This is a genomic window from Photorhabdus akhurstii (genome assembly GCF_019090985.1).
Lineage (GTDB): Bacteria > Pseudomonadota > Gammaproteobacteria > Enterobacterales > Enterobacteriaceae > Photorhabdus > Photorhabdus akhurstii.
This window is the reverse complement of the sequence record NZ_CP020335.1, coordinates 5,480,037-5,502,371: the sequence shown is the minus strand read 5'-3', so window position 1 is coordinate 5,502,371 and position 22,335 is coordinate 5,480,037. Positions and strand designations below refer to the sequence as shown.

The following is a 22,335-nucleotide window of genomic DNA, read 5'->3' as shown; positions in this document are numbered from 1 at the left end:
AAGAGATGGAAACTATCGCTAAACATCGCCACGCTCGTTCTTCTGCTCAGAAGGTTCGCCTTGTAGCTGACCTGATTCGCGGTAAGAAAGTGTCGCAAGCTCTGGAAACTCTGACCTATACCAATAAGAAAGCTGCTGGTTTAGTGAAGAAAGTACTTGAGTCTGCTATTGCTAATGCAGAACACAACGATGGTGCTGACATTGATGATCTGAAGGTCACGAAGATTTTCGTAGACGAAGGCCCGACCATGAAGCGTATTATGCCTCGTGCAAAAGGTCGTGCAGATCGCATCCTGAAGCGCAGCAGCCACATTACTGTGGTTGTGTCCGATCGCTGAGACTCTGGAGACTAGCAATGGGTCAGAAAGTACATCCTAATGGTATTCGCCTGGGTATTGTCAAACCTTGGAACTCTACCTGGTATGCGAATACTAAAGAATTCGCTGACAACCTAGACAGCGATTTTAAAGTCCGCCAGTACTTGAATAAAGAACTGGCAAAAGCGTCTATTTCACGCATTGTTATTGAACGTCCTGCTAAAAGTATCCGTGTAACTATTCACACTGCTCGCCCAGGTATCGTAATCGGTAAGAAAGGTGAAGACGTAGAAAAACTGCGTAAAACTGTAGCGGAAATCGCTGGTGTTCCTGCGCAAATTAATATCTCTGAAGTGCGTAAGCCTGAACTGGACGCGAAACTGGTTGCTGACAGTATTACTTCACAGCTAGAACGTCGTGTTATGTTCCGTCGCGCTATGAAGCGCGCAGTCCAGAATGCGATGCGTTTGGGCGCTAAAGGCATTAAAGTGGAAGTCAGTGGCCGTTTAGGCGGTGCTGAAATCGCGCGTACTGAATGGTATCGTGAAGGTCGTGTACCGTTGCACACACTGCGTGCAGATATCGACTATAACACTTCAGAAGCGCACACCACTTATGGTGTACTCGGCGTTAAGGTATGGATCTTCAAAGGTGAGATCTTGGGTGGTATGGCTGCTGTTGAACAGGCGGAAAAACCGGCTGCACAACCGAAAAAGCAGCAGCGTAAAGGCCGCAAGTAAGGAGAGTCGCTGATGTTACAACCAAAGCGTACGAAATTCCGTAAAATGCACAAAGGCCGTAACCGTGGCCTGGCAGCAGGTGCGGATGTTAGCTTCGGCACTTTCGGTCTGAAAGCTGTGGGCCGTGGCCGTCTGACGGCACGTCAGATTGAAGCGGCACGTCGTGCTATGACTCGTGCAATTAAACGTCAAGGTAAAATCTGGATACGTGTATTTCCAGACAAGCCTATCACTGAAAAGCCACTCGAAGTGCGTATGGGTAAAGGTAAAGGTAACGTAGAATATTGGGTTGCCTTGATCCAGCCTGGTAAAGTCCTTTATGAAATGGACGGTGTGCCTGAAGAGCTGGCTCGTGAAGCATTCAAGCTGGCAGCAGCGAAACTGCCTATCAAGACCACCTTTGTAACTAAGACGGTGATGTAATGAAAGCACAAGAGCTGCGCGAAAAAAGCGTTGAAGAGCTGAACACTGAGCTGCTGAATTTGCTGCGTGAACAATTTAACCTGCGCATGCAGGCTGCAAGTGGCCAGCTACAACAGTCTCATCTGTTGAAACAAGTGCGTCGTAATATCGCACGCGTTAAGACTTTATTGACTGAGAAGGCGGGTGCGTAATGACCGATAAAATCCGTACTCTGCAAGGTCGTGTTGTAAGTGACAAAATGGAGAAATCTATTGTTGTTGCTATTGAGCGTAAGGTGAAACACCCTCTGTATGGTAAATTCATCAAACGTACGACTAAACTGCATGTACATGACGAGAACAATGAATGTGGCATTGGTGATGTGGTGGAAATCCGCGAAACTCGTCCACTGTCCAAAACTAAATCTTGGACTTTAGTTCGCGTTGTAGAGAAAGCGATTCTGTAAGCTGGCTCGAATAGAGTAAACGGCTCAGGCGATGAGCCGTTTATTTTTTCTATCTATATCTGAGATGTGGTGTTATAATGCCGCGCCCTCGTGATATGGGGTATCTGAACGGCCTCTTCATACTAAATTATAGTAGTGAAGTGGGCTCAGTAGTAGTTGACATTTAGCGGAGCACTAAAATGATCCAAGAACAGACTATGCTGAACGTGGCCGACAACTCCGGTGCACGTCGCGTAATGTGTATCAAGGTTCTGGGTGGCTCGCACCGTCGCTATGCACACGTCGGCGACATCATAAAAGTCACCATTAAGGAAGCAATTCCTCGTGGTAAAGTGAAAAAAGGTGATGTCCTGAAAGCGGTAGTGGTGCGCACCAAGAAGGGTGTTCGTCGCCCTGACGGTTCTGTCATTCGCTTCGATGGCAATGCTTGCGTGTTGTTAAACAACACAAGTGAGCAAGTTATCGGTACGCGTATTTTTGGGCCGGTAACTCGTGAACTTCGTAATGAAAAGTTCATGAAAATTATCTCCCTGGCACCAGAAGTACTCTAAGGAGCGGACAATGGCAGCGAAAATCCGTCGTGATGACGAAGTTATCGTGTTGACCGGAAAAGATAAAGGTAAGCGCGGTAAAGTAAAACAGGTTCTTTCTACTGGGAAAGTCATTGTTGAAGGTATCAACTTGGTTAAAAAACATCAGAAGCCTGTTCCGGCTCTGAACCAACCAGGTGGCATCGTTGAAAAAGAAGCTGCAATCCAGGTTTCAAACGTTGCGATCTTCAATGCGGCAACCGGTAAGGCTGACCGTGTAGGTTTTAGATTTGAAGACGGAAAAAAAGTTCGTTTCTTTAAATCTAACAGCGAAACTATCAAGTAATTTGGAGTAATACGATGGCGAAACTGCATGATTACTACAAAGACGAGGTAGTCCAAAAACTGATGACTCAGTTTGGCTACAATTCTGTCATGCAAGTCCCTCGGGTCGAGAAGATCACCCTGAACATGGGTGTTGGTGAAGCGATCGCTGATAAGAAACTGCTGGATAATGCAGCAGCGGATCTGGCAGCAATTTCTGGTCAAAAACCATTAATCACCAAAGCACGCAAATCAGTTGCAGGCTTCAAAATCCGTCAGGGCTATCCAATCGGCTGTAAAGTGACCCTGCGTGGTGAACGTATGTGGGAGTTTCTTGAGCGCCTGATTTCTATTGCTGTACCTCGTATTCGTGACTTCCGTGGTTTGTCTGCGAAGTCATTTGATGGTCGTGGCAATTACAGCATGGGTGTACGTGAGCAAATCATCTTCCCTGAAATCGATTACGATAAAGTGGATCGTGTTCGTGGTCTGGATATTACTATCACCACAACTGCGAAATCTGATGATGAAGGCCGCGCACTTTTGGCTGCTTTTAACTTCCCGTTCCGCAAGTAAGGCAGGGTATTCATGGCTAAGCAATCAATGAAAGCACGTGATGTAAAACGTGCGAAATTAGCTGAAAAATTCTTCACTAAACGTGTGGAATTGAGAGCTATCATTTCTGATGTGAATGCATCTGATGAAGAGCGTTGGAATGCTGTTCTCAAGCTGCAAACACTGCCACGTGATTCCAGCCCTTCTCGTCAGCGTAACCGCTGCCGCCAAACTGGTCGTCCGCATGCGTTTTTGCGGAAGTTTGGGTTGAGCCGAATTAAAGTCCGTGAAGCCGCCATGCGCGGTGAAATTCCGGGCCTTAAAAAGGCTAGCTGGTAATTGTCACCAATTGAATCACGGGAGTAAAGACAGATGAGCATGCAAGATCCCATCGCGGATATGCTGACCCGTATCCGTAACGGTCAGGCCGCGAATAAAGTTGCGGTCACCATGCCTTCCTCCAAGCTGAAAGTGGCAATTGCCAAAGTGCTGAAGGAAGAAGGTTATATTGAAGATTATAAAATTGAAGGCGACACCAAGCCAGAACTGGAATTAGTACTGAAATACTTCCAAGGTAAGGCTGTTGTAGAAAGTATTCAGCGTGTAAGCCGCCCAAGCCTGCGCATCTATAAGAAAAAAGATGAGCTGCCACAAGTTATGGCTGGCTTGGGTATCGCTGTTGTTTCTACCTCTAAAGGTGTAATGACTGATCGTGCAGCTCGCCAAGCTGGTCTTGGTGGCGAGATTCTCTGCTACGTAGCTTAATTCGGGAGGAAAGAATGTCTCGTGTTGCAAAAGCACCCGTCGTTATTCCTGCCGGCGTAGAGGTAAAACTCGACGGTCAGGTTATTTCGATTAAGGGTAAAAACGGCGAGCTAAGTCGTACAATCCACAGCGCAGTTGAAGTTAAGCATGCAGATAATCAACTGACCTTCGCTCCACGCGATGGTTATGTTGGTGGTTGGGCACAGGCGGGTACAACTCGTTCTTTGCTGAATGCTATGGTTATCGGTGTTACCGAAGGCTTCACTAAGAAGCTTCAACTGGTAGGTGTTGGTTATCGTGCAGTAGTCAAAGGCAATGTTGTTAACATGTCTCTGGGCTTCTCACATCCAGTTGACCACGAACTGCCAGCAGGCATTACTGCAGAATGTCCGTCACAAACTGAAATCGTACTAAAGGGTGCTGATAAACAGGTAATCGGTCAGGTTGCGGCAGAACTGCGTGCCTATCGTCGTCCTGAGCCTTATAAAGGTAAGGGTGTTCGTTACGCCGACGAAGTCGTGCGTATCAAAGAGGCTAAGAAGAAGTAAGGTAACACTATGGATAAGAAAGCAGCTCGTATCCGTCGTGCGACCCGCGCACGCCGCAAGCTCCAGGAACTGGGTGCAACTCGCCTGGTGGTACATCGTACCCCTCGCCATATTTATGCGCAGGTTATCGCACCAAACGGTTCTGAAACTTTGGTGGCAGCTTCTACTACAGAAAAAGCTATCAATGAGCAACTGAAATACACTGGAAATAAAGAAGCAGCAGCAGCAGTTGGCAAAGCAATTGCTGAACGTGCGTTGGAAAAAGGTATTAAAGATGTATCCTTTGACCGCTCTGGTTTCCAATATCATGGTCGAGTCCAGGCACTGGCAGATGCTGCCCGTGAAGCTGGCCTTCAGTTCTAAGGTAGAGGTGTAAGATGGCTCACATCGAAAAACAAGCTGGCGAACTGCAGGAAAAGCTGATTGCGGTAAATCGCGTATCTAAAACCGTAAAAGGTGGCCGGATTTTCAGCTTTACCGCACTAACTGTTGTAGGTGATGGTAATGGTCGCGTTGGTTTTGGCTACGGCAAAGCACGCGAAGTTCCGGCAGCAATCCAGAAAGCGATGGAAAAAGCCCGTCGCAATATGAAAACCGTCGCACTGAACAGCGGCACTTTGTATCACCCAGTAAAAGGTGCACACACTGGTTCCCGTGTGTTCATGCAGCCTGCTCACGAAGGTACTGGTATCATCGCAGGCGGTGCTATGCGTGCTGTTTTGGAAGTGGCTGGTGTTCATAACGTACTGGCTAAAACCTATGGTTCCACTAACCCTATTAATGTGGTTCGTGCAACTCTGGATGCTTTAGACAGCATGAAGTCTCCAGAAATGGTCGCCGCTAAGCGTGGTAAATCCGTCGAAGAAATTCTGGGGTAATGACCATGGCTAAGACTATTAAAATAACACAGATTCGCAGTTCAATCGGCCGTCTGCCTAAGCATAAGGCAACTTTGGTTGGTTTAGGTCTGCGCCGTATCGGTCATACAGTAGAGCGTGAAGATACTCCTGCTATACGTGGTATGATCAACTTGGTTTCCTATATGGTTAAAGTTGAGGAGTAACAGATGCGCTTAAATACTCTGTCTCCGGCTGAAGGTTCCAAGCATGCGCCTAAACGTGTAGGTCGTGGTATTGGTTCTGGCTTGGGTAAAACCGGTGGCCGTGGTCACAAAGGCCAGAAGTCTCGTTCTGGCGGTGGCGTACGTCGTGGTTTTGAAGGTGGTCAGATGCCTTTGTACCGTCGTTTGCCAAAATTTGGTTTTACTTCACGTAAGGCGATGGTTACAGCAGAAGTTCGTTTATCTGATTTTGCTGCCGTTGAAGGCGATATTATTGATCTGAACGCATTGAAAGCCGCTAATATTGTTGGCACTCAAATTGAATTCGCGAAAGTTATTCTTTCTGGTGAAATCAATCGTGTAGTAACTGTGCGTGGCCTTCGTGTTACTAAAGGCGCTCGTGCTGCAATTGAAGCTGCTGGCGGTAAAATTGAGGAATAAGTAACAGATGGCTAAACAACCAGGATTAGATTTTCAAAGTGCTAAAGGTGGACTAGGCGAGCTGAAACGTAGGCTGTTGTTTGTTATTGGCGCGTTAATTGTTTTCCGCATTGGTTCTTTTATTCCTATCCCTGGTATTGATGCCACTGTGCTTGCCAAATTGCTCGAACAGCAAAGGGGCACCATCATTGAAATGTTTAACATGTTCTCTGGTGGTGCTTTAAGTCGTGCTTCTATCTTTGCACTGGGGATAATGCCGTATATTTCTGCGTCTATTATTATTCAGTTGTTGACGGTGGTTCATCCAACGTTGGCGGAGATTAAGAAGGAAGGGGAAGCTGGTCGTCGTAAGATTAGCCAGTATACTCGCTATGGTACTTTAGTGCTGGCTATATTCCAGTCAATCGGTATTGCTACTGGTTTGCCAAATATGCCAGGAATGCAAGGACTGGTGATCAATCCAGGATTTGCTTTCTACTTCACGGCTGTTGTGAGCCTGGTTACTGGGACTATGTTCCTAATGTGGTTGGGTGAGCAGATTACTGAGCGTGGTATTGGAAACGGTATCTCTATCATAATCTTTGCTGGTATTGTTGCGGGTTTGCCGCCGGCCATTGGCCATACCATCGAGCAAGCTCGGCAAGGCGATCTGCACTTCCTCCTGTTGCTGTTGGTTGCAGTGCTAGTGTTTGCAGTAACTTTCTTCGTTGTTTTCATGGAGCGTGGCCAACGACGTATCGTTGTTAACTATGCGAAACGTCAACAAGGTCGCCGAGTTTATGCTGCACAGAGCACACATTTACCGTTGAAAGTGAACATGGCTGGGGTTATCCCTGCAATTTTTGCTTCCAGCATTATTCTGTTCCCTGGTACCATAGCTTCTTGGTTCGGGGGAGGAACTGGTTGGAACTGGCTGACTACTGTTTCAATGTACTTGCAGCCTGGGCAACCTCTTTATGTGTTACTCTACGCGTCTGCAATCATCTTCTTCTGTTTTTTCTATACCGCGTTGGTTTTCAACCCGAGAGAAACAGCAGATAACCTGAAGAAGTCCGGTGCATTTGTACCAGGAATTCGTCCGGGAGAGCAAACAGCCAAGTACATTGATAAAGTAATGACGCGCCTAACTTTAGTTGGTGCGATGTATATTACTTTTATCTGCTTAATCCCGGAGTTCATGCGTGATGCGATGAAGGTGCCATTTTATTTTGGTGGTACTTCGCTACTTATCGTAGTTGTAGTCATCATGGACTTTATGGCTCAAGTGCAAACTCTGATGATGTCAAGTCAGTATGAGTCTGCATTGAAGAAGGCAAATCTTAAAGGTTATAACCGTTAATTGGTTTGCTTGAGAAGTTACGGAGAGTAAAAATGAAAGTTCGTGCTTCCGTCAAGAAATTATGTCGCAACTGCAAAATCGTTAAGCGTAACGGTGTCGTTCGTGTGATTTGTAGTGCAGAGCCTAAGCATAAACAACGCCAAGGCTAATAAAATAGCATATTTTTCTTGCAAAGTCGGTTTGAGCTGGCTAAATTAGCCAGCCAATCTTTTTTATATCACAGCAACACTGTTTGAGTATCCTGAAAACGGGCTTTTCAGAATGGTGTTGCGGTAAATAAATAACTTAGGAGTGCATAGTGGCCCGTATAGCAGGCATTAACATTCCTGATCAGAAGCATACCGTGATCGCTTTAACATCGATTTACGGAATTGGTAAAACTCGCTCCCAAGCTATTTGTGCTGCGGCGGGTATTGCTGAACATGTTAAGATCAGTGAGCTGTCTGAAGAGCAAATTGATAAGCTGCGTGACGAAGTTGCTAGATACGTTGTAGAAGGCGATTTGCGTCGTGAAGTAACCCTGAGCATCAAACGTCTGATGGATCTTGGTACTTATCGTGGTTTACGTCACCGTCGTGGTCTACCTGTTCGCGGCCAGCGTACTAAGACCAATGCACGTACCCGTAAGGGTCCACGTAAGCCGATCAAGAAATAATCGGGGTATTGTATAATGGCAAAAGCACCTATTCGTGCACGTAAGCGTGTAAGAAAGCAAGTCTCTGATGGTGTGGCTCATATCCATGCTTCTTTCAATAACACAATCGTGACCATTACTGACCGTCAGGGTAACGCTCTGGGTTGGGCAACTGCCGGTGGTTCCGGTTTCCGTGGTTCTCGTAAATCTACTCCGTTTGCCGCTCAGGTTGCAGCAGAGCGTTGCGCCGAAGCAGTGAAAGAATACGGAATTAAGAACCTGGAAGTTATGGTTAAGGGACCTGGTCCTGGCCGCGAGTCAACTATTCGAGCGTTAAATGCGGCAGGTTTCCGCATTACTAACATTACTGATGTGACTCCGATCCCTCATAACGGTTGTCGTCCACCTAAAAAACGTCGCGTTTAATAGCGTTTACTTTTAGGTTCGATTGGAGAAAGAAAATGGCAAGATATTTGGGTCCTAAGCTCAAGCTGAGCCGTCGCGAGGGTACAGATCTATTCCTGAAGTCTGGCGTTCGCGCGATTGACACCAAGTGTAAATTAGAACAAGCACCTGGGCAGCATGGCGCACGTAAACCGCGTCTGTCTGACTACGGTGTGCAGTTACGTGAAAAACAAAAAGTTCGTCGTATTTACGGTGTTCTGGAACGTCAATTCCGTAACTACTATAAAGAAGCAACTCGTCTGAAAGGCAACACAGGTGAGAACCTGCTGAGTTTGCTGGAAGGTCGTCTGGACAACGTTGTTTACCGTATGGGTTTCGGGGCGACTCGCGCTGAGTCACGCCAAATGGTAAGCCATAAGGCTATCATGGTAAATGGCCGCGTTGTTAACATCGCTTCTTATCAGGTATCCCCGAATGACGTAGTCAGCGTTCGCGAAAAATCGAAAAAGCAGTCTCGTATCAAGGCGGCTTTAGAGCTGGCTGAGCAGCGTGAGAAACCAACTTGGTTGGAGGTTGATGCTGTGAAGATGGAAGGTGTGTTCAAACGTATTCCAGAACGTGCTGATCTGTCTGCTGACATCAACGAACACCTGATCGTCGAGCTTTACTCTAAGTAAAGCTTAGCACCAAAGAGAGGACACAATGCAGGGTTCTGTGACAGAGTTTCTAAAACCGCGCCTGGTTGATATCGAGCAAGTCAGTTCGACGCACGCCAAGGTGACCCTTGAGCCATTAGAGCGTGGCTTTGGCCATACTCTAGGTAACGCACTGCGCCGTATTCTGCTTTCGTCTATGCCGGGTTGTGCGGTGACTGAGGTTGAGATTGATGGTGTACTGCATGAGTACAGCACCAAAGAAGGTGTACAGGAAGATATCCTGGAGATTCTCCTCAACCTGAAAGGGCTGGCGGTAAGAGTTCAGGGAAAAGATGAAGTTATTCTTACCTTGAATAAGTCTGGCATTGGCCCTGTGACTGCAGCCGACATTATCCACGACGGAGATGTCGAAATCGTCAAGCCGCAGCATGTAATCTGCCACCTGACTGACGAAACTGCTTCTATAAGCATGCGCATTAAAGTTCAGCGTGGTCGAGGTTATGTGCCGGCTTCTGCCCGGATTCATTCGGAAGAAGATGAGCGCCCTATTGGTCGTTTGTTAGTAGACGCTTGTTATAGCCCAGTAGAGCGTATTGCCTACAATGTTGAAGCAGCGCGTGTAGAACAACGTACCGATTTGGACAAGTTGGTTATCGAGATGGAAACTAACGGTACAATCGATCCTGAAGAGGCGATTCGCCGTGCAGCTACTATTTTGGCTGAACAGCTAGAAGCTTTTGTTGATTTACGTGATGTACGTCAGCCAGAAGTAAAAGAAGAGAAGCCAGAGTTTGATCCGATCCTGCTGCGCCCTGTTGACGATCTGGAATTGACTGTCCGCTCTGCTAACTGTCTTAAGGCAGAAGCTATCCACTACATCGGTGATTTGGTACAGCGTACCGAGGTTGAGTTACTTAAGACACCTAACCTGGGTAAAAAATCTCTTACAGAGATCAAAGACGTACTGGCTTCACGTGGCTTATCTCTGGGCATGCGCTTGGAAAACTGGCCGCCAGCAAGTATTGCTGATGAATAACTAGATCACAGGTTAAGGTTTTACTGAGAAGGATAAGGTCATGCGCCATCGTAAGAGTGGTCGTCAATTGAACCGCAACAGCAGCCATCGCCAAGCTATGTTCCGCAACATGGCAGGTTCTTTGGTTCGTCATGAAATCATCAAGACGACTCTGCCTAAAGCGAAAGAACTGCGTCGCGTCGTTGAGCCGCTGATTACTCTTGCCAAGATCGACAGCGTAGCTAATCGTCGTCTGGCATTCGCCCGTACTCGTGATAACGAAATCGTGGCAAAACTGTTTAATGAGCTGGGCCCGCGTTTTGCGAGCCGCGCAGGTGGTTACACTCGTATTCTTAAGTGTGGCTTCCGTGCTGGTGACAATGCTCCGATGGCATACATCGAGCTTGTTGACCGTGCCGCTGAGCTTCAAACAGAAGTTGCGACTGCGGAGTAATCTGTAGGGGCATATAAAAGAACCGGGTTTATCCCGGTTTTTTTACGTTTGTATATAATGAATCTCTAACTTATTTCTTTTCATCCTGCTATGCTGATATCTTAAGTAATGTGATCTATTGTAGGAGATATAAAGATGTATCGTATTGGCCAACTGGCTAAATTAGCGAATGTAACTCCTGATACTGTGCGTTTCTATGAAAAACAAGGAATGATGGAACATCAGAACCGTACAGAAGGAGGATATAGACTTTATACAGAGCAAGATCTACAGCGCCTTCGGTTTATACGTTATGCTAAGCAATTGGGGTTTACATTGGAGGCTATTACAGAATTATTGTCTATCCGTGTAGATCCAGCACATCATACTTGTGAAGAGTCGAAGCAAATTGTAGATGCTAGGTTAATGGAAGTGGAGGAAAAACTTCTTGAAATGCGAAAAATGCGTGATTCACTTAAGATGTTAAGTGATGCTTGCTGTGGTAGCTCTCATATAAGTACTTATTGTTCTATTCTTGAAACGTTAGAACAAGGTGCTTTAAATAAGAAATAAGTAATTTTTCTTTATTATTGAAAATCCAGAGAGTACAATTGTTATGTTTTCAGATAAATTAATATTATAGAGGCATATGATGATTATATATCACCATAAAAAAGGTGTAATAAAGGACAATGCTCTAGAAGCTTTATTACGTGATCCACTATTTAAACAGCGAGTTGAAAAAAATAAGAAGGGAAAAGGAAGTTACCAGAGGAAAGAAAAACATAGTAAAGCAAGTAACTGGGAGACCAGTGGTAAGGGGTTATTAGATTCTTTACTACTGGTCTTTTAGTTTAATAGGTTAATTTCCTATTTTCCAGTAAGCTACTGGTTTCTAATAGTGATCTTGTTTCAGTAATCGATGCTGACGTCAGCAGCTAAATTGACAAAATTACTTTTCATAGTAAATCTGTAAAATAACTTAAAAGTTTTATCATATTCTTCTAATTAAAATAGGCCAAGTTGTATCAGTTATTGTGTTCGAATTATATGACTGGTACATGACTATTTCTTTGGTTTTTTAAAGGAAAAAAGGACTCGGTTGGAATAACTTCTCTACTTCGGGGACAAATTTCTTATCTGTAATAAACATAATTACATGATCTCCTTGTTCGATCACGCTGTAATCATTAGCAATAATGACTTCCTCACCGCGTGCTATTGCACCAATTGTAGTGCCTGGTGGTAATTTAATATCGCCTACAGCTCGACCAACAACCTTTGATGTGTTTTCATCTCCATGAGCAATCGCTTCGATAGCTTCGGCCACTCCGCGACGCAATGAGGAAACGCTTACGATATCCGCTTTGCGGACATGACCTAGTAGCGCGGATATTGTCGCTTGTTGTGGAGAGATTGCAATATCAATGACACCGCCTTGAACTAAATCGACATATGCACTACGTTGGATGAGAACCATGGCTTTTTTGGCCCCCATGCGTTTGGCAAGCATTGCAGACATGATATTTGCTTCGTCATCGTTGGTTAGAGCAATAAATACATCTACTTGTTCTACATGTTCTTCAGCTAATAACTCTTGATCGGAGGCATCTCCATAGAAAACAATGGTGTCATGCAATAATTCAGCTAGTTCTGTAGCTCTTTGTTGATTTCGTTCGATTAATTTAACCCTGTAATCTTTTTCGAGACGTAGTGCAAGGCCGGCACCCACATTACCACCACCTACGATCATAATACGCTTGTAGGGCTTTTCTAAACGTTGAAGCTCACTCATTACAGCACGAATATGTTGTGATGCAGCGACAAAGAAAACTTCGTCACCGGCTTCAATAATTGTAGAACCTTGTGGTCTTATTGGTCTATCCTGACGGAATATTGCAGCAACTCTGGTATTAATGTGTGGCATGTGCTCACGAAGTGAGGAAAGTGCATTTCCTACAAGTGAGCCTCCATAATAAGCTTTTACCGCAACAATACTTACTCGGCCTTCGGCAAAGTTAACAACTTGTAAGGCACCAGGATATTGAATTAGCTTGTAAATATAGTCTATGACAAGTTGTTCTGGTGAAATAAGATAGTCAATAGGAATATCATTAGGGAGAAAAAGTTTATCTGCTTCGCAGATATATTCTGCTGCGCGTATTCGCGCAACTTTATTTGGTGTATTGAATAAAGAATAAGCAATTTGGCATGCAATCATGTTAGTTTCGTCAGAATTAGTTACAGCAACTAACATATCAGCATCTTCAGCACCAGCTTCTCTTAATACCCTGGGGTAAGAGCCATGACCATTGACTACTCTGAGATCGAATTTATCTTGTAGTTGGTGTAAACGGTTAGGATCAGTATCGACTATAGTGATATCATTATTCTCACCTACCAGATTTTCAGCTAATGTACCGCCAACTTGACCTGCACCAAGAATAATTATTTTCATAGTATTCTCTAATTTATTGAAAACAAATAACTATCTCTATGAATTGCAAAGATATATTACTGTTTAATTAATCGAGCGTAAAAGAAACCATCGCCACCATTTAACTCAGGTATTATTTGTTTTCCCGGACAATCATTTGCTTCTGCTCCTGTTAATTTTGCATCTGGGTGGCGTTTTAAAAACGAGCTGATTTGCTGGCTATTTTCATCTGGTAGAATAGAACAGGTTGCATATACTAGCGTTCCGCCTTTCTTTAAGTATGGCCAGATTGCATCAAGAATCTCAGATTGTAATTGAACTAATTGAGTAATATCTTCCTCGCGGCGTAACCATTTGATATCAGGATGGCGACGGATTACTCCTGTTGCTGAACACGGGGCATCTAAAAGAATGCGGTCGAATTGCTGATTTTCTGCCCATTGTTCAGGGTGGCGTCCGTCACCGGTTTTTACTGTAGCGTGGCAATTAAGGCGTTGGAGATTTTCTTTTACTCGTTTGATTCTTTGCTCATCAATATCCACCGCTAATACTTGAGATTCTGGTGCTACTTCGAGGATATGTGTTGTTTTCCCTCCAGGTGCTGCACAAAGATCGAGAATTTTCTCTCCATTAGTGGGTTTTAGTAACTCGACACACTCTTGTGCGGATACATCTTGGACAGTGACCCAACCTTTGTCAAATCCAGGTAATATTGTTACAGGACAAGGGGAAATTATGCGGATAGCATAAGGTGATTTGGGCGTTGGTTCCGCATCAATTCCCGATTTATGAAGAAGAGCGAGATATTCATCCCGACTATGATATATACGATTAACTCTTAACCACATAGGTGGTTTTTTATTATTAGCATTAATAAATTGTTGCCATTGTTGTGGATAGGCTTTTTGGATTCGAGTTAATAGCCATACTGGGTGTAAGTGATGGCTGGGATTATTTTGTACACATTCCATTAACTGTAGCTGTTGTCTCTGAAATTGGCGAAGAACGCCGTTAATTAGCCCTTTTAATTGAGGATACTTCAGCGTTACGGCCCCATTTACTGTTTCAGCAAGTGCTGCATGGGCTGGGATGCGAGTATAGGCAAGTTGGTATATTCCAACCATAAGCAGGTAATGAAGAATACGTTGTTTACCTTTTAATGGTTTTGCCATTAGTTGACCTATTATCCACTCTAGTTGTGGTAATACGCGTAATACTCCGAAAGATAATTCCTGTAACAAGGGTTTATCTTTATCGGTTATATTTTGTTGCAGTTTGGGTAAGACTGTACTCAGAGACTGTCCTTGGTCCAGAACTTGATTGATTGCTTTTGCGGCAACACTTCGTAGATTATATGTGTTTTTCATAGTTAAAAAAGCTGACACAAGCCAGCATTAAGAGAAAATTTGTGAGAATGCTTACAGCATAAAATAGTATTTAATTGATTTTATTGCCTGGTGTAAACCATTCACGTTTAGAGTTAAGTAGATTTGCTGCTGACATTGCTTTTTTACCAGCAGGCTGTAATTGAGTAATGTTCAGAATTCCATCAGCAGTGGCAATATAAATACCTTTTTTGTCTGCTTTTAATACAGTTCCTGGTTCTGCAGAAGTTTGTTCTTCAATGGCTTCTGCTTTCCAAACTTTAACAGGTTGCCCTTCCATCTCGAAAAAGCTCATGGGCCAGGGATTAAATGCACGAATACAGCGTTCGAGGTGGGTTGCAGATAGTTCCCAGTCTATACGGGCTTCTTCTTTGCTTAGTTTTTCAGCGTAGGTAACTAAATTTTCGTTTTGAATTTCAGGTTGATTTTTACCCGATGTTATTAACGATAATGTTTCGAGTAACGCATCTGGCCCAATGTTGGCCAGTTTTTCGTATAAACTGGCGCTGGTATCCTCAGGTGTAATAGGGCAGCTTGCTTTATATAGTATGTTGCCAGTATCAAGACCTATATCCATTTGCATGATCGTTACGCCTGTTTCTGTATCGCCAGCCCAGAGCGAGCGTTGAATGGGGGCTGCACCTCGCCAACGTGGTAATAGGGAGCCATGTACGTTTAGGCAGCCTAATCTTGGAATATTTAAAACAGCCTTAGGAAGGATCAATCCATAGGCAACAACTATGAGAACATCAGGCTGTTGTTTTAGAATCCATTGTTGGTTTTTTTCTGAGCGTAAAGTAGCTGGCTGAAAAACGGTGATGTTACGTTCCTCTGCCAGTACCTTTACAGGACTGGGTGTCAGTTTTTTACCTCTTCCTGCCGGTCTATCTGGTTGAGTTAGAACGCCAACCACCTCATGCTTAGACATTAACAAAGCCTCTAAATGGCGTGCTGCAAAATCAGGTGTTCCGGCAAAAACAATACGTAAAGAATCAGACACGTTTATTTCCTGTATTAATTAATTTACTTGGTTCGGTTTTTTTGTTTGTCCAGTTTTTCTACTTTCTGGCGTATACGTTGGCGTTTCAGTGGAGATAAGTAATCCACAAAAAGTTTACCAATTAAATGGTCCATTTCGTGCTGAATACAAATTGCTAGCAGGCCATCAGCTTGTAATTCAAATGGTTGGCCATTGTAATCTAGGGCTTTGATTTTGACTTTTTCGGCTCGTGGCACCAGTGCTCGTTGCTCAGGAATAGACAAACAGCCCTCTTCTATCCCAGTTTCGCCACTTTTTTCCAGTAATTCTGGGTTGATAAGAACGAGACGCTCATTACGTGTTTCTGATACGTCAATAACAACAATACGCTGATGAATATCAACTTGTGTTGCGGCCAAACCAATGCCTTCTTCTGCATACATAGTTTCAAACATATCATCAATGATACGTCGAATCTCTGCATCAACTGTTTCAACTGGCGTTGCAATAGTGCGAAGCCGCTCGTCTGGGTAATGTAATACTTGTAATACTGACATATATGTTTAGATCTGCGTCCAAAATGTTAATGGTATTCTATGTCTATTCTAGACATTTCCCGTTTAGATTGACAGTATCGATTGCTAATTGAGCAGTTTAGTTTTGTCCGTCAATCTTAGCTAGGATGACAACATGGAAGCTATGGAAGTATGGTTGCGAATGAAGATGGTTTCTCATTTGGCAACAGAGAGAGCAGCAAATGTTGCAGAAAAATTATTACATTCCGGGAATCGTTATCTCGCTGTGCTGAAAGATAGTGGATTATCGTCAGCACAATCTCTGCAATTTACTAAAGTAAATAAAACCTTACTCGCCTCATGCCTTAAGTGGCTGGAACAACCAGAGCACCATTTATTGACATATTCTCACCCTTCGTATCCACCTCTATTAAAGCAGATACATACCCCTCCGCTTGTGCTTTTTGTGTCAGGAAAACCAAATACCCTTTTAAAGAAGCAGGTGGCGATGGTAGGGAGCAGGACAGCAAGCTATTATGGTGAGAAATGGGGAAGAGTTTTTGCAAGTGAACTGGTTGGATATGAGTTAGTTATTACTAGTGGTTTAGCTATTGGTATTGATGGTATTTGTCACCGAGCTGCATTGGATAGTGGAGGAGAAACGGTAGCTGTATTAGGTAGTGGGCTTGGGCAGATTTATCCTCATAGACACGGATCATTAGCAAAGCAAATTGAGGAGAATGGTGCTCTTGTTTCTGAATTTTTTCCGGATATGCCGCCGCGTGCAAAAAATTTTCCTAAAAGAAATCGGATTATAAGTGGATTAAGCTCAGCAGTGATTGTTGTAGAAGCGGGTCAAAATAGTGGCTCGTTAATTACCGCTCGTTGTGCCCTAGAACAAGGAAGAGATGTATTTGCATTACCAGGGCTTTTGGGAAATTCAGTGAGCGAAGGGAATCATTGGTTAATAAAGCAAGGTGCATATTTAGCTACAAACACAATGGATATTGTGGAACATGTTTACAGTTCACTACAATGGTTGAATATGGAAAGAACGGGGGAAGAAGTAAAACCGCAGTTTGAGCAAACTGAGTTGCCATTTACGGATGTGCTAGTTAACGTAGGAGCTGAAATAACGCCTGTTGATATTATTGCTCAGCGTTCTTCATTACCTATAACTGAGGTAATGACAAAGCTCCTTGAGCTGGAACTACTGGGTAAGGTGGCTGTGGTTGCTGGTGGTTATGTACGCGTGAGTTAAATTAACTGAATTTCCAGAGTCCTGTCCTGTTCAACGTCATATGAGAATAATTTTTTGAGTGAAAATAGTATGGCAAAAATGGTTCCTTTCTCTACTAATGAAACTGAATATTGCCCTGAATGTGGTTCTGTATTGGTTATACGTAATGGTATCCATGGCCCATTTCTTGGATGTTCTGGTTATCCATCATGTCAATATATTCGTCCATTAAAAGGGCAAAGTGATGGTCATGTGGTAAAAGAACTTGAAGGGCAGCTATGTCCGGCGTGTGGAGCCAATTTGATTTTGTGTCAAGGACGTTATGGAATGTTCATTGGTTGTAGTCGTTATCCTGAATGTGAACATGCAGAGCTAATTGATAAGCCGGATGAGACGTTAATATCTTGTCCGCAATGTAAACAAGGACAACTACTCCAAAGGAAATCACGTTTTGGAAAAATTTTCCATTCGTGTAACCGTTACCCTAATTGCCAGTTTGTATTAAATAATAAGCCAATTGAGGGTAAATGTATGTTTTGTTCTTATCCATTGCTGGTGGAAAAACGTACATCACAAGGTGTAAAATCATTTTGTGCCAGTAAATTGTGTGGAAAACAGCAAGTAAATTAAGTAGAGTAATAAAATGGGCAATGAAGCATTATCTGCATTTGAGAATGTATTAACTGCATTAAAAGCAGAAAAAGTGATTTCCTATCCGACTGAAGCTGTTTTTGGACTTGGATGTGATCCTGATAGTGAAAAAGCGGTAAATGAACTGCTTATATTAAAGAAACGTCCTTGGCAGAAAGGGTTGATTCTTATCGCAGATAATTATGAACAATTACAGCCATATCTTGATGATAAACTTTTAACAGAAGCACAAAAAGAAGTTATGTTTGCTTGTTGGCCAGGGCCTGTAACTTGGGTAATCCCTGCCAAATTCAGTACATCTAAATGGCTGACTGGGCAATTTACTACCTTGGCTGTCAGAGTTAGTGATCATCCTTTGGTGAAACAGTTATGTACTTTTTATGGCAAGCCATTGGTGTCGACAAGTGCAAATTTGAATGGTCTTGAACCATGCAGAACAGTAGAAGAAGTTAGACAACAGTTTGGAGATAAGCTTCCTATATTAAATGGAGATGTTGGAGGTCGGAAAAATCCTTCGGAAATTCGGGATGCTTTAACTGGTGAACTTTATCGTCAAGGATAGGAGAGGAATCAATATGGATCAATTTGCCGTCTTTGGTAATCCTGTTGCGCACAGTAAATCTCCGCGTATCCATCAGTTATTCGCTGGGCAAACAGGTATTGAGCATCGTTACGGGAAAATTCTAGTGCCGATAAGTAAATTCGAAGAGGCATTGGATGTATTTCTTAAACAAGGAGGTATAGGAGCCAATATTACTGTTCCATTTAAAGAACAAGCATTTATTCGGGCAAATGAATTGACTGAACGAGCAAGACTCAGTGGTGCAGTTAATACTTTGAAATTATTGGATAATAATAAATTGCTTGGTGATAACACGGATGGTATAGGGTTATTAACAGATTTGATACGACTTGGGTTTATTACTCAAGGACAACATATTTTGATCATTGGAGCTGGTGGTGCTGCAAGAGGTGTTTTATTTCCATTATTAGAATTTGGTTGTGAAATTACAATAACAAACCGCACGTTTAGTCGCGCTATACAGGTTGCTAATGATTTTTCGTCAATAGGTAATATTCGGCCTATTGAGATGAAAACACTGAATAATCCTGAATTTGAGCTCATTATCAATGCGACTGCATCTGGTATTAACGATGAGATTCCTTCTATATCTCCATTCATATTTAATGAAAATTGTGTCTGTTATGACATGTTTTACCAGGCTAATTTGACGCCCTTTATTTCCTTTGCTAAGAAGCATGGTGTTTCTCGTTATGCGGATGGATTAGGAATGTTAGTAGGGCAAGCTGCTCATTCATTTAAATTATGGCATGGCGTATTGCCTGAAATTACACCTGTATTGCTAACATTGGAACAGGAATTACATTCGTGAATCAATCTATTCAATTTCCTGATCGAGAAGAGTGGAACGAGCAAGAACGGATAGTCATTTTTCCCGCACTGGTAAATGGATTACTGGTTCAATGCGTTATAAGCGCCGAGGATCTTTTATACCGTTATGGAACGAAAGATCATCATCCACTAAGTCTTTTTCGACAAAATCGTTGGGATATAGAAGAGGAATTCGAATTAGTAATTAATAACGAGGATGATGATCGTTTGGGACGTTACATATTATCTTCCTGCAAATAGTTATTTTTCAAACTAACGTAGTGGCTTGCTGAATAACATAGTCCTTTTAATTCTTCAGGTTTTAGTTTTCTGACCTGACGGGCAGGGCTGCCGATATAAAGGTACCCACTTTCTAATATCTTGCCTGGGGCTACTAGGCTGCCTGCTCCAACAATAACGTTATCTTCGATCACTGAACCATCAAGTAAAATAGAGCCCATACCGATAAGTACTTGATTACCGATAGTGCAGCCATGAAGTATAACTTTATGCCCGATAGTGACATCATTTCCTACAATTAAAGGGAAACCATGAGGATTGTCTGTTGTTTTGTGTGTCACATGTAATATAGAGCCATCTTGAATGTTAGTACGTGTACCAATAGATACATAATTAACGTCCCCACGGATGACAACTAAAGGCCATATACTGACATCATCAGCAAGTCTAACATCACCAATGATTACACTAGACGAATCTAGCATAACGTTCTGACCAACTTTGGGTTGAATATTAAGGTAACTGCGTAGCGTTTCGGACATGTATACCTCTGAAGAGAAGATGGAGATTTACTTTAAATAGGATTTTAGTGAGGAAAATACCAGTATGCAATGAAAGAAACTTGTTAAATTAGGCTATTTTGGTTTGAATTTTGTTCAAAAGGAACAAGGATTCGCCTGTTGGTGATAAATGTGAAAAAAAGTATTGTATAAAAATCTGAGCTCCCTATAATGCGCCACCACTGACCGACACAACGCTGATAAACATTGTGAGGTCAGGCAGAAGGAAAGCGAATAAGCGCTTGACTCTGCGGGCGAAAGGCGTAGTATACGCAGCCCGGCTGAGCGAGAATATGATTTTTTGATTCAGCCTGCTCTTTAACAATTAATCAGACAATCTGTGTGGGCACTCACAAGACCGTATCACAAAAAAATACGTTTTAAAGTCTTGAAGAGTGAACAACAGTTAATTCATTACGAACTAATTAGTCAGAATTCTTTGAGCATCAAGCTTTGAATTGAAGAGTTTGATCATGGCTCAGATTGAACGCTGGCGGCAGGCCTAACACATGCAAGTCGGGCGGTAACAGGAAAGCGCTCGCGCTTTTGCTGACGAGCGGCGGACGGGTGAGTAATGTCTGGGGATCTGCCCGGGGGCGGGGGATAACCACTGGAAACGGTGGCTAATACCGCATAATGTCGCAAGACCAAAGTGGGGGACCTGAAAGGGCCTCACGCCGTCGGATGAACCCAGATGGGATTAGCTGGTAGGTAGGGTAATGGCCTACCTAGGCGACGATCCCTAGCTGGTCTGAGAGGATGACCAGCCACACTGGGACTGAGACACGGCCCAGACTCCTACGGGAGGCAGCAGTGGGGAATATTGCACAATGGGCGCAAGCCTGATGCAGCCATGCCGCGTGTATGAAGAAGGCCTTCGGGTTGTAAAGTACTTTCAGCGGGGAGGAAGGGTTGAGCCTGAACAGGGCTGGGCCTTGACGTTACCCGCAGAAGAAGCACCGGCTAACTCCGTGCCAGCAGCCGCGGTAATACGGAGGGTGCGAGCGTTAATCGGAATGACTGGGCGTAAAGCGCACGCAGGCGGTCAATTAAGTTAGATGTGAAATCCCCGGGCTCAACCTGGGAACGGCATCTAAGACTGGTTGACTGGAGTCTCGTAGAGGGGGGTAGAATTCCATGTGTAGCGGTGAAATGCGTAGAGATGTGGAGGAATACCGGTGGCGAAGGCGGCCCCCTGGACGAAGACTGACGCTCAGGTGCGAAAGCGTGGGGAGCAAACAGGATTAGATACCCTGGTAGTCCACGCTGTAAACGATGTCGATTTGGAGGTTGCGGCCCTGAGCTGTGGCTTCCGAAGCTAACGCGTTAAATCGACCGCCTGGGGAGTACGGCCGCAAGGTTAAAACTCAAATGAATTGACGGGGGCCCGCACAAGCGGTGGAGCATGTGGTTTAATTCGATGCAACGCGAAGAACCTTACCTACTCTTGACATCCTCAGAATTTGCTGGAGACAGCGAAGTGCCTTCGGGAACTGAGAGACAGGTGCTGCATGGCTGTCGTCAGCTCGTGTTGTGAAATGTTGGGTTAAGTCCCGCAACGAGCGCAACCCTTATCCTTTGTTGCCAGCACGTCGAGGTGGGAACTCAAAGGAGACTGCCGGTGATAAACCGGAGGAAGGTGGGGATGACGTCAAGTCATCATGGCCCTTACGAGTAGGGCTACACACGTGCTACAATGGCGGATACAAAGTGAAGCGACCTCGCGAGAGCAAGCGGAACACACAAAGTCTGTCGTAGTCCGGATTGGAGTCTGCAACTCGACTCCATGAAGTCGGAATCGCTAGTAATCGTAGATCAGCATGCTACGGTGAATACGTTCCCGGGCCTTGTACACACCGCCCGTCACACCATGGGAGTGGGTTGCAAAAGAAGTCGGTAGCTTAACCTTTTTGGAGGGCGCTGACCACTTTGTGGCTCATGACTGGGGTGAAGTCGTAACAAGGTAACCGTAGGGGAACCTGCGGTTGGATCACCTCCTTACCTGAGATAGGTTGAGTGCAGTGCTCACACAGATTGTCTGATGAAAGCAGAGCGCAAGTTGAGTCTGCGAAGCTGACTATTGAGTCCCCTTCGTCTAGAGGCCTAGGACACCGCCCTTTCACGGCGGTAACAGGGGTTCGAATCCCCTAGGGGACGCCACTTGCGGGATAACGGGTGAAAGGCGTTGTCATCAATGTATCTTTAAGCGGATTTGTGATAATCGGTTTAGCGATATACGCTCTTTAACAATCTGGAACAAGCTGAAAAATTGAAACACTCAGTAATATCGACGAGGTATTATTGG

General features: G+C 44.1%; 34 protein-coding genes, 1 tRNA gene and 1 rRNA gene. 31 read left to right on the top strand and 5 right to left on the bottom strand.

The genetic code is table 11. The features are described 5' to 3' along the window. The first annotated feature begins 5 nt into the window (after nucleotides 1–5). The 24 genes from rplV (at nucleotide 6) to B0X70_RS23625 (ending at nucleotide 11,483) form a co-directional block, all read left to right on the top strand. A complete protein-coding gene (rplV, locus tag B0X70_RS23740; protein WP_011148790.1) occupies nucleotides 6–338 on the top strand; it encodes a 50S ribosomal protein L22 in 333 nt (110 codons plus the stop codon). Between the two features lie 17 nt (nucleotides 339–355). Further along, the gene (rpsC, locus tag B0X70_RS23735) at nucleotides 356–1,057 is read left to right on the top strand and encodes a 30S ribosomal protein S3 (protein ID WP_015836279.1); all 702 of its coding nucleotides are present in this window, start codon (nucleotides 356–358) and stop codon (nucleotides 1,055–1,057) included. A 12-nt stretch (nucleotides 1,058–1,069) separates the two neighbouring features. Then, nucleotides 1,070–1,480, top strand: coding sequence for a 50S ribosomal protein L16 (rplP, locus tag B0X70_RS23730; RefSeq protein WP_011148788.1), 411 nt, complete (start codon nucleotides 1,070–1,072; stop codon nucleotides 1,478–1,480). Continuing rightward, nucleotides 1,480–1,671: a 50S ribosomal protein L29 gene (gene rpmC, locus B0X70_RS23725; RefSeq protein WP_010847484.1), complete on the top strand. Its 192-nt coding sequence runs from the start codon at nucleotides 1,480–1,482 to the stop codon at nucleotides 1,669–1,671. The genes rplP and rpmC overlap by 1 nt, the downstream gene beginning before the upstream one ends. After that, nucleotides 1,671–1,925 carry a 30S ribosomal protein S17 gene (gene rpsQ / locus B0X70_RS23720; protein WP_011148786.1) on the top strand — a complete coding sequence of 85 codons (255 nt, stop codon included), beginning with the start codon at nucleotides 1,671–1,673 and terminating at the stop codon, nucleotides 1,923–1,925. Before rpmC ends, rpsQ begins: the two co-directional genes overlap by 1 nt. Before the next feature lie 179 nt (nucleotides 1,926–2,104). After that, a complete protein-coding gene (gene rplN, locus B0X70_RS23715) occupies nucleotides 2,105–2,476 on the top strand; it encodes a 50S ribosomal protein L14 (protein ID WP_036781889.1) in 372 nt (123 codons plus the stop codon). Nucleotides 2,477–2,486: 10 nt separating this feature from the next. After that, on the top strand, nucleotides 2,487–2,801 hold the full coding sequence (gene rplX, locus B0X70_RS23710; protein WP_036781887.1) for a 50S ribosomal protein L24: 315 nt from the start codon (nucleotides 2,487–2,489) through the stop codon (nucleotides 2,799–2,801). A 14-nt stretch (nucleotides 2,802–2,815) separates the two neighbouring features. Beyond that, a complete protein-coding gene (gene rplE / locus B0X70_RS23705) occupies nucleotides 2,816–3,355 on the top strand; it encodes a 50S ribosomal protein L5 (protein WP_011148783.1) in 540 nt (179 codons plus the stop codon). Between the two features lie 12 nt (nucleotides 3,356–3,367). Next, nucleotides 3,368–3,673 (top strand): 30S ribosomal protein S14, encoded by a 306-nt coding sequence (gene rpsN / locus B0X70_RS23700; protein ID WP_036781885.1) that lies wholly within the window; start codon nucleotides 3,368–3,370, stop codon nucleotides 3,671–3,673. Between the two features lie 33 nt (nucleotides 3,674–3,706). Next, the gene (rpsH, locus tag B0X70_RS23695) at nucleotides 3,707–4,099 is read left to right on the top strand and encodes a 30S ribosomal protein S8 (protein WP_011148781.1); all 393 of its coding nucleotides are present in this window, start codon (nucleotides 3,707–3,709) and stop codon (nucleotides 4,097–4,099) included. Between the two features lie 14 nt (nucleotides 4,100–4,113). Further along, nucleotides 4,114–4,647, top strand: coding sequence for a 50S ribosomal protein L6 (gene rplF, locus B0X70_RS23690; protein ID WP_036781883.1), 534 nt, complete (start codon nucleotides 4,114–4,116; stop codon nucleotides 4,645–4,647). Between the two features lie 9 nt (nucleotides 4,648–4,656). Then, nucleotides 4,657–5,010, top strand: coding sequence for a 50S ribosomal protein L18 (rplR, locus tag B0X70_RS23685; protein WP_011148779.1), 354 nt, complete (start codon nucleotides 4,657–4,659; stop codon nucleotides 5,008–5,010). 14 nt (nucleotides 5,011–5,024) lie between these two features. Then, nucleotides 5,025–5,525 (top strand): 30S ribosomal protein S5, encoded by a 501-nt coding sequence (rpsE, locus tag B0X70_RS23680; protein ID WP_036781881.1) that lies wholly within the window; start codon nucleotides 5,025–5,027, stop codon nucleotides 5,523–5,525. A 5-nt stretch (nucleotides 5,526–5,530) separates the two neighbouring features. Then, nucleotides 5,531–5,710, top strand: coding sequence for a 50S ribosomal protein L30 (gene rpmD, locus B0X70_RS23675; RefSeq protein WP_036781914.1), 180 nt, complete (start codon nucleotides 5,531–5,533; stop codon nucleotides 5,708–5,710). A 3-nt stretch (nucleotides 5,711–5,713) separates the two neighbouring features. Further along, the gene (gene rplO, locus B0X70_RS23670) at nucleotides 5,714–6,148 is read left to right on the top strand and encodes a 50S ribosomal protein L15 (RefSeq protein ID WP_036781879.1); all 435 of its coding nucleotides are present in this window, start codon (nucleotides 5,714–5,716) and stop codon (nucleotides 6,146–6,148) included. Nucleotides 6,149–6,155: 7 nt separating this feature from the next. Continuing rightward, entirely contained in the window at nucleotides 6,156–7,487 is a 1,332-nt protein-coding gene (gene secY / locus B0X70_RS23665; RefSeq protein ID WP_036781877.1) for a preprotein translocase subunit SecY, read from the top strand. A gap of 32 nt (nucleotides 7,488–7,519) precedes the next feature. Continuing rightward, a complete protein-coding gene (gene rpmJ / locus B0X70_RS23660) occupies nucleotides 7,520–7,636 on the top strand; it encodes a 50S ribosomal protein L36 (RefSeq protein WP_002227352.1) in 117 nt (38 codons plus the stop codon). 149 nt (nucleotides 7,637–7,785) lie between these two features. Continuing rightward, nucleotides 7,786–8,142 carry a 30S ribosomal protein S13 gene (rpsM, locus tag B0X70_RS23655; protein WP_036781875.1) on the top strand — a complete coding sequence of 119 codons (357 nt, stop codon included), beginning with the start codon at nucleotides 7,786–7,788 and terminating at the stop codon, nucleotides 8,140–8,142. Between the two features lie 15 nt (nucleotides 8,143–8,157). After that, nucleotides 8,158–8,547 carry a 30S ribosomal protein S11 gene (rpsK, locus tag B0X70_RS23650; protein WP_002919257.1) on the top strand — a complete coding sequence of 130 codons (390 nt, stop codon included), beginning with the start codon at nucleotides 8,158–8,160 and terminating at the stop codon, nucleotides 8,545–8,547. Nucleotides 8,548–8,582: 35 nt separating this feature from the next. Further along, a complete protein-coding gene (gene rpsD, locus B0X70_RS23645; RefSeq protein ID WP_011148773.1) occupies nucleotides 8,583–9,203 on the top strand; it encodes a 30S ribosomal protein S4 in 621 nt (206 codons plus the stop codon). A 25-nt stretch (nucleotides 9,204–9,228) separates the two neighbouring features. After that, nucleotides 9,229–10,218: a DNA-directed RNA polymerase subunit alpha gene (locus tag B0X70_RS23640; protein ID WP_011148772.1), complete on the top strand. Its 990-nt coding sequence runs from the start codon at nucleotides 9,229–9,231 to the stop codon at nucleotides 10,216–10,218. Nucleotides 10,219–10,258: 40 nt separating this feature from the next. After that, a complete protein-coding gene (gene rplQ / locus B0X70_RS23635) occupies nucleotides 10,259–10,651 on the top strand; it encodes a 50S ribosomal protein L17 (RefSeq protein WP_036781873.1) in 393 nt (130 codons plus the stop codon). Between the two features lie 135 nt (nucleotides 10,652–10,786). Further along, on the top strand, nucleotides 10,787–11,203 hold the full coding sequence (gene zntR / locus B0X70_RS23630) for a Zn(2+)-responsive transcriptional regulator (protein WP_036781871.1): 417 nt from the start codon (nucleotides 10,787–10,789) through the stop codon (nucleotides 11,201–11,203). Nucleotides 11,204–11,282: 79 nt separating this feature from the next. Beyond that, nucleotides 11,283–11,483 carry an alternative ribosome-rescue factor A gene (locus B0X70_RS23625; protein ID WP_036781869.1) on the top strand — a complete coding sequence of 67 codons (201 nt, stop codon included), beginning with the start codon at nucleotides 11,283–11,285 and terminating at the stop codon, nucleotides 11,481–11,483. Between the two features lie 228 nt (nucleotides 11,484–11,711). On the opposite strand, the gene trkA is transcribed toward B0X70_RS23625, so the two are convergent. The 4 genes from trkA to def all read right to left on the bottom strand — a co-directional run bounded on the left by trkA (nucleotide 11,712) and on the right by def (nucleotide 15,988). Beyond that, entirely contained in the window at nucleotides 11,712–13,088 is a 1,377-nt protein-coding gene (trkA, locus tag B0X70_RS23620) for a Trk system potassium transporter TrkA (RefSeq protein ID WP_036781867.1), read from the bottom strand. 56 nt (nucleotides 13,089–13,144) lie between these two features. Next, nucleotides 13,145–14,434, bottom strand: a complete 1,290-nt coding sequence (gene rsmB, locus B0X70_RS23615) for a 16S rRNA (cytosine(967)-C(5))-methyltransferase RsmB (RefSeq protein WP_036781865.1) — start codon at nucleotides 14,432–14,434, stop codon at nucleotides 13,145–13,147. 70 nt (nucleotides 14,435–14,504) lie between these two features. Further along, on the bottom strand, nucleotides 14,505–15,452 hold the full coding sequence (fmt, locus tag B0X70_RS23610; protein WP_036814871.1) for a methionyl-tRNA formyltransferase: 948 nt from the start codon (nucleotides 15,450–15,452) through the stop codon (nucleotides 14,505–14,507). Between the two features lie 23 nt (nucleotides 15,453–15,475). Beyond that, complete coding sequence (gene def, locus B0X70_RS23605; protein WP_036781861.1) at nucleotides 15,476–15,988, bottom strand: peptide deformylase; 513 nt, start codon at nucleotides 15,986–15,988, stop codon at nucleotides 15,476–15,478. 133 nt (nucleotides 15,989–16,121) lie between these two features. Between def and dprA the strand changes: the two genes are divergently transcribed. The 5 genes from dprA (at nucleotide 16,122) to B0X70_RS23580 (ending at nucleotide 19,491) form a co-directional block, all read left to right on the top strand. Beyond that, nucleotides 16,122–17,207, top strand: coding sequence for a DNA-protecting protein DprA (gene dprA / locus B0X70_RS23600; RefSeq protein WP_036814870.1), 1,086 nt, complete (start codon nucleotides 16,122–16,124; stop codon nucleotides 17,205–17,207). Between the two features lie 69 nt (nucleotides 17,208–17,276). Next, entirely contained in the window at nucleotides 17,277–17,816 is a 540-nt protein-coding gene (locus B0X70_RS23595) for a DNA topoisomerase family protein (RefSeq protein WP_036814869.1), read from the top strand. A 13-nt stretch (nucleotides 17,817–17,829) separates the two neighbouring features. Then, nucleotides 17,830–18,399, top strand: a complete 570-nt coding sequence (tsaC, locus tag B0X70_RS23590; protein WP_036814868.1) for an L-threonylcarbamoyladenylate synthase type 1 TsaC — start codon at nucleotides 17,830–17,832, stop codon at nucleotides 18,397–18,399. Nucleotides 18,400–18,412: 13 nt separating this feature from the next. Next, nucleotides 18,413–19,231: a shikimate dehydrogenase gene (aroE, locus tag B0X70_RS23585; RefSeq protein WP_036814867.1), complete on the top strand. Its 819-nt coding sequence runs from the start codon at nucleotides 18,413–18,415 to the stop codon at nucleotides 19,229–19,231. Continuing rightward, nucleotides 19,228–19,491 carry a DUF1488 family protein gene (locus B0X70_RS23580; protein WP_036814866.1) on the top strand — a complete coding sequence of 88 codons (264 nt, stop codon included), beginning with the start codon at nucleotides 19,228–19,230 and terminating at the stop codon, nucleotides 19,489–19,491. Before aroE ends, B0X70_RS23580 begins: the two co-directional genes overlap by 4 nt. Here B0X70_RS23580 and B0X70_RS23575 read toward each other — a convergent pair. After that, the gene (locus B0X70_RS23575; protein WP_036814865.1) at nucleotides 19,467–20,012 is read right to left on the bottom strand and encodes a gamma carbonic anhydrase family protein; all 546 of its coding nucleotides are present in this window, start codon (nucleotides 20,010–20,012) and stop codon (nucleotides 19,467–19,469) included. The genes B0X70_RS23580 and B0X70_RS23575 overlap by 25 nt on opposite strands. 473 nt (nucleotides 20,013–20,485) lie before the next feature. Between B0X70_RS23575 and B0X70_RS23570 the strand changes: the two genes are divergently transcribed. Beyond that, nucleotides 20,486–22,031 (top strand): 16S ribosomal RNA (locus tag B0X70_RS23570). An 83-nt stretch (nucleotides 22,032–22,114) separates the two neighbouring features. Further along, a tRNA-Glu gene (locus B0X70_RS23565) sits at nucleotides 22,115–22,190 on the top strand. Nucleotides 22,191–22,335: the final 145 nt, after the last annotated feature.

Coding starts and splice junctions, on each gene's coding strand:
- rplN (WP_036781889.1), top strand. CDS start 2,105: ATGATCCAAGAACAGACTATGCTGAACGTGGCCGACAACTCCGGTGCA.
- trkA (WP_036781867.1), bottom strand. CDS start 13,088: ATGAAAATAATTATTCTTGGTGCAGGTCAAGTTGGCGGTACATTAGCT.
- rpsQ (WP_011148786.1), top strand. CDS start 1,671: ATGACCGATAAAATCCGTACTCTGCAAGGTCGTGTTGTAAGTGACAAA.
- rsmB (WP_036781865.1), bottom strand. CDS start 14,434: ATGAAAAACACATATAATCTACGAAGTGTTGCCGCAAAAGCAATCAAT.
- rpsE (WP_036781881.1), top strand. CDS start 5,025: ATGGCTCACATCGAAAAACAAGCTGGCGAACTGCAGGAAAAGCTGATT.
- rplO (WP_036781879.1), top strand. CDS start 5,714: ATGCGCTTAAATACTCTGTCTCCGGCTGAAGGTTCCAAGCATGCGCCT.
- rpsN (WP_036781885.1), top strand. CDS start 3,368: ATGGCTAAGCAATCAATGAAAGCACGTGATGTAAAACGTGCGAAATTA.
- rplX (WP_036781887.1), top strand. CDS start 2,487: ATGGCAGCGAAAATCCGTCGTGATGACGAAGTTATCGTGTTGACCGGA.
- B0X70_RS23575 (WP_036814865.1), bottom strand. CDS start 20,012: ATGTCCGAAACGCTACGCAGTTACCTTAATATTCAACCCAAAGTTGGT.
- B0X70_RS23625 (WP_036781869.1), top strand. CDS start 11,283: ATGATTATATATCACCATAAAAAAGGTGTAATAAAGGACAATGCTCTA.
- rplQ (WP_036781873.1), top strand. CDS start 10,259: ATGCGCCATCGTAAGAGTGGTCGTCAATTGAACCGCAACAGCAGCCAT.
- aroE (WP_036814867.1), top strand. CDS start 18,413: ATGGATCAATTTGCCGTCTTTGGTAATCCTGTTGCGCACAGTAAATCT.
- rpsK (WP_002919257.1), top strand. CDS start 8,158: ATGGCAAAAGCACCTATTCGTGCACGTAAGCGTGTAAGAAAGCAAGTC.
- rpsD (WP_011148773.1), top strand. CDS start 8,583: ATGGCAAGATATTTGGGTCCTAAGCTCAAGCTGAGCCGTCGCGAGGGT.
- rplF (WP_036781883.1), top strand. CDS start 4,114: ATGTCTCGTGTTGCAAAAGCACCCGTCGTTATTCCTGCCGGCGTAGAG.
- secY (WP_036781877.1), top strand. CDS start 6,156: ATGGCTAAACAACCAGGATTAGATTTTCAAAGTGCTAAAGGTGGACTA.
- rpmD (WP_036781914.1), top strand. CDS start 5,531: ATGGCTAAGACTATTAAAATAACACAGATTCGCAGTTCAATCGGCCGT.
- B0X70_RS23595 (WP_036814869.1), top strand. CDS start 17,277: ATGGCAAAAATGGTTCCTTTCTCTACTAATGAAACTGAATATTGCCCT.
- rpsH (WP_011148781.1), top strand. CDS start 3,707: ATGAGCATGCAAGATCCCATCGCGGATATGCTGACCCGTATCCGTAAC.
- B0X70_RS23640 (WP_011148772.1), top strand. CDS start 9,229: ATGCAGGGTTCTGTGACAGAGTTTCTAAAACCGCGCCTGGTTGATATC.
- rpsC (WP_015836279.1), top strand. CDS start 356: ATGGGTCAGAAAGTACATCCTAATGGTATTCGCCTGGGTATTGTCAAA.
- def (WP_036781861.1), bottom strand. CDS start 15,988: ATGTCAGTATTACAAGTATTACATTACCCAGACGAGCGGCTTCGCACT.
- rplP (WP_011148788.1), top strand. CDS start 1,070: ATGTTACAACCAAAGCGTACGAAATTCCGTAAAATGCACAAAGGCCGT.
- rpmC (WP_010847484.1), top strand. CDS start 1,480: ATGAAAGCACAAGAGCTGCGCGAAAAAAGCGTTGAAGAGCTGAACACT.
- rplR (WP_011148779.1), top strand. CDS start 4,657: ATGGATAAGAAAGCAGCTCGTATCCGTCGTGCGACCCGCGCACGCCGC.
- tsaC (WP_036814868.1), top strand. CDS start 17,830: ATGGGCAATGAAGCATTATCTGCATTTGAGAATGTATTAACTGCATTA.
- zntR (WP_036781871.1), top strand. CDS start 10,787: ATGTATCGTATTGGCCAACTGGCTAAATTAGCGAATGTAACTCCTGAT.
- rplE (WP_011148783.1), top strand. CDS start 2,816: ATGGCGAAACTGCATGATTACTACAAAGACGAGGTAGTCCAAAAACTG.
- rpmJ (WP_002227352.1), top strand. CDS start 7,520: ATGAAAGTTCGTGCTTCCGTCAAGAAATTATGTCGCAACTGCAAAATC.
- rplV (WP_011148790.1), top strand. CDS start 6: ATGGAAACTATCGCTAAACATCGCCACGCTCGTTCTTCTGCTCAGAAG.
- dprA (WP_036814870.1), top strand. CDS start 16,122: ATGGAAGCTATGGAAGTATGGTTGCGAATGAAGATGGTTTCTCATTTG.